Source organism: Kluyvera sp. (assembly GCF_965301105.1).
In genome coordinates, this window is record NZ_CBDKZX010000156.1 from 1 (window position 1) to 3,946 (window position 3,946).

At 55.1% G+C, this 3,946-nt stretch carries 4 protein-coding genes; all 4 read left to right on the forward strand.

Annotated elements, in window-relative coordinates; translation table 11 throughout:
• Nucleotides 1–6: 6 nt before the first annotated feature.
• The 4 genes from plsX (at nt 7) to fabG (ending at nt 3,772) form a co-directional block, all read left to right on the forward strand.
• Nucleotides 7–1,062 carry a phosphate acyltransferase PlsX gene (plsX, locus tag ACW14G_RS22505; protein ID WP_455648831.1) on the forward strand — a complete coding sequence of 352 codons (1,056 nt, stop codon included), beginning with the start codon at nt 7–9 and terminating at the stop codon, nt 1,060–1,062.
• 63 nt (nt 1,063–1,125) lie between these two features.
• Complete coding sequence (locus tag ACW14G_RS22510) at nt 1,126–2,079, forward strand: beta-ketoacyl-ACP synthase III (RefSeq protein WP_163448099.1); 954 nt, start codon at nt 1,126–1,128, stop codon at nt 2,077–2,079.
• A 17-nt stretch (nt 2,080–2,096) separates the two neighbouring features.
• The gene (gene fabD, locus ACW14G_RS22515) at nt 2,097–3,026 is read left to right on the forward strand and encodes an ACP S-malonyltransferase (RefSeq protein WP_163448098.1); all 930 of its coding nucleotides are present in this window, start codon (nt 2,097–2,099) and stop codon (nt 3,024–3,026) included.
• A gap of 11 nt (nt 3,027–3,037) precedes the next feature.
• The gene (gene fabG, locus ACW14G_RS22520; protein ID WP_332594251.1) at nt 3,038–3,772 is read left to right on the forward strand and encodes a 3-oxoacyl-ACP reductase FabG; all 735 of its coding nucleotides are present in this window, start codon (nt 3,038–3,040) and stop codon (nt 3,770–3,772) included.
• Nucleotides 3,773–3,946: the final 174 nt, after the last annotated feature.

Below are 3,946 nucleotides of genomic sequence, written 5' to 3' on the forward strand. Positions count from 1 at the left end.
GATACCTTGACACGTCTAACCCTGGCGTTAGATGTCATGGGGGGCGATTTTGGCCCTTCCGTGACGGTGCCTGCAGCATTGCAGGCACTGAGTTCTAATCCGCAACTCTCACTTCTATTAGTCGGTAATCCCGACGACATTACGCCATTACTTGCCAGAGCTGACTTCGAACAACGTTCGCGTTTGCAGATTATTCCTGCCCAGTCGGTTATTGCCAGTGATGAGCGGCCATCGCATGCTATCCGCCACAGCCGCGGTAGTTCAATGCGTGTGGCGCTGGAGATGGTGAAAGAAGGGCGGGCTGAAGCCTGTGTCAGTGCAGGAAATACCGGCGCGCTGATGGGGCTTGCTAAATTGCTGCTCAAGCCCATTCAGGGAATTGAGCGCCCGGCGCTGGTGACGGTGTTACCGCATCAGCAGAAGGGCAAGACGGTAGTGCTGGATCTCGGCGCTAACGTCGACTGTGACAGTACCATGCTGGTGCAGTTTGCCGTCATGGGGTCGGTGATGGCGGAGGAAGTGCTGGGGATTGCTAACCCGCGCGTGGCCTTGCTTAACATCGGCGAAGAAGAGATTAAGGGTCATGATAGTATTCGTGACGCCTCATTAGTGCTAAAAACAATCTCTTCTCTGAACTATATCGGCTATCTTGAAGCCAATGAGCTGTTAACGGGCAAAACCGACGTTCTGGTTTGCGACGGCTTTACAGGAAACGTCACCTTAAAGACGATGGAAGGGGTAGTGCGTATGTTCCTTTCGCTGCTGAAATCGCAGAGCGAGGGGAAAAAACGGTCGTGGTGGCTGATTTTATTAAAGCGTTGGTTACAAAAAAGCCTGACAAGGCGATTCAGTCACCTCAACCCCGACCAGTATAATGGCGCCTGTCTGTTAGGATTGCGCGGCACGGTGATTAAGAGTCATGGTGCGGCCAATCAGCGAGCATTTGAGGTCGCGATTGAACAGGCAGTGCAGGCGGTGCAGCGACAAGTTCCTCAGCGAATTGCCGCTCGCCTGGAATCCGTATACCCCGCAGGGTTTGACAGAGCGGAATCTGGCAGGTAATCAAGCCAGCAGCGCCGTGAGTCAAATTGGGCGGCTATATTAGCGAAAAGTGACTGAGCGTACATGTATACGAAGATTATTGGTACCGGCAGCTATCTGCCTGAGCAAGTGCGGACTAACGCCGATCTGGAAAAAATGGTTGATACGTCTGACGAGTGGATTGTCACCCGTACAGGTATCCGTGAGCGCCGTATTGCTGGCCCTGATGAAAACGTGTCTACGCTGGGTTACGAAGCGGCCAAACGCGCGCTGGATATGGCGGGCATCGAGGCAAGCGAACTGGGGCTGATTGTGGTTGCGACCACTTCCGCTACCCATGCGTTCCCGAGCGCGGCCTGCCAGATTCAGGACATGCTGGGTGTGAAAGGCGCGCCGGCATTTGATATCGCTGCGGCATGCGCAGGCTTTACCTATGCGCTGAGCGTGGCCGATCAGTACGTGAAGTCCGGCGCGGTGAAATACGCGCTGGTTGTCGGTGCGGATACGCTGGCGCGTACTTGCGATCCAACCGATCGCGGCACGATCATTATCTTCGGTGATGGCGCGGGCGCCGTCGTGCTGGGCGCATCCGAAGAGCCGGGGATTATCTCTACCCATCTGCATGCAGATGGTAGCTACGGTAAGCTGCTGACGCTGCCGAACGCCGATCGCGTCCACCCGGAAAACTCCATCCATCTGACGATGGCCGGTAACGAAGTCTTTAAAGTCGCGGTGACCGAGCTGGCGCACATCGTTGATGAAACGCTGGAAGCTAACAACCTCGACCGTTCTGAGCTGGATTGGCTGGTGCCGCACCAGGCGAACTTACGTATTATCAGCGCGACGGCGAAAAAGCTCGGTATGTCCATGGACAACGTCGTGGTGACCCTTGACCGTCACGGTAATACCTCGGCCGCTTCCGTGCCGTGCGCGTTTGACGAAGCTGTCCGCGACGGCCGTATTAAGCGCGGTCAACTGGTGCTGCTGGAAGCCTTCGGCGGCGGTTTCACCTGGGGCTCTGCGCTGGTTCGTTTCTAAGTATAAGGATAAAAAACATGACGCAATTCGCTTTCGTGTTCCCGGGGCAGGGTTCACAGGCGGTAGGCATGCTGTCTGAACTGGCAGCGACCTACCCGGTTATCGAAGAAACTTTTCATGAAGCTTCCGCAGCCCTGGGCTATGATCTGTGGGCGCTGACTCAGCAGGGTCCTGCTGAAGAGCTGAACAAAACCTGGCAGACTCAGCCTGCGCTGCTGACGGCTTCCGTTGCGCTGTACCGTTTATGGCAGCAGCAGGGCGGTAAAGCACCGGCGCTGATGGCCGGTCACAGCCTGGGCGAATACTCCGCGCTGGTTTGCGCGGGCGTAATTGCTTTCGCTGACGCGGTACGTCTGGTTGAGATGCGTGGCAAATTCATGCAGGAAGCGGTTCCGGAAGGCACCGGCGGCATGTCGGCGATCATCGGCCTCGACGATGCTTCTATTGCTAAAGCGTGTGAAGAATCTGCTGAAGGGCAGGTTGTTTCTCCGGTTAACTTCAACTCGCCGGGCCAGGTGGTTATCGCCGGTCATAAAGAAGCGGTTGAACGTGCAGGTGCCGCCTGTAAAGCCGCTGGCGCTAAGCGTGCGCTACCGCTGCCGGTCAGCGTGCCGTCTCACTGCGCGCTGATGAAGCCAGCTGCGGAGAAACTGGCGGTTGAGCTGCAGAAAATCACCTTTAACGCGCCGACCGTTCCGGTAGTGAACAACGTCGACGTGAAGTGCGAAACCGACGGCGACGCGATTCGCGACGCGCTGGTTCGCCAGCTGTACAGCCCGGTTCAGTGGACCAAAACCGTTGAGTTTATGGCATCCCAGGGCGTAGAGCACCTGTATGAAGTTGGCCCGGGTAAAGTTCTCACCGGCCTGACCAAACGTATTGTAGATACCCTGACTGCATCGGCCATCAATGAGCCGGCTGCCCTGTCAGCGGCACTTGCGCAATAAAAGAGGAAAGCATGAGCTTTGAAGGAAAAATTGCCCTGGTAACAGGTGCAAGCCGCGGTATTGGCCGCGCAATCGCTGAAACTCTCGTCGCTCGCGGCGCAAAAGTTATCGGCACTGCGACCAGCGAAAGCGGCGCGCAGGCGATCAGCGACTATCTGGGTGCCAATGGTAAAGGTCTGATGTTGAATGTGACCGACCCGGCATCTATTGAATCTGTTCTGGGAAATATCCGCGCGGAATTTGGCGAAGTCGACATTCTGGTCAATAATGCCGGGATTACTCGTGATAACCTGTTAATGCGCATGAAAGATGACGAGTGGAACGATATCATCGAAACCAACCTGTCATCTGTTTTCCGTCTGTCAAAAGCGGTAATGCGCGCTATGATGAAAAAGCGTCATGGGCGTATCATCACTATCGGTTCTGTGGTTGGTACCATGGGAAATGCGGGTCAGGCTAACTACGCTGCGGCGAAAGCAGGTCTGATCGGCTTCAGTAAATCACTGGCGCGCGAAGTTGCGTCTCGTGGCATTACTGTAAACGTTGTTGCTCCGGGCTTTATTGAAACGGACATGACGCGTGCGCTGACCGATGAGCAGCGTGCGGGTACACTGGCGGCAGTTCCTGCGGGGCGCCTCGGCTCTCCAAATGAAATCGCCAGTGCGGTTGCATTTTTGGCCTCCGACGAAGCAAGTTACATCACTGGTGAAACGTTGCACGTAAACGGCGGGATGTACATGGTCTGATCGTGTTTTGCACAAAGTGCTCAGACAACGGGCAATCTACGTATGTCTGAGCATGATTAGTGCAAAATCATTTGCGTTATGAGGGCAAAAACCCGCAAAATAGCGTAAAATCGTGGTATGACCTGCCGGGATTTAGTTGCAAATTTTTCAACATTTTATACACTACGAAAACCA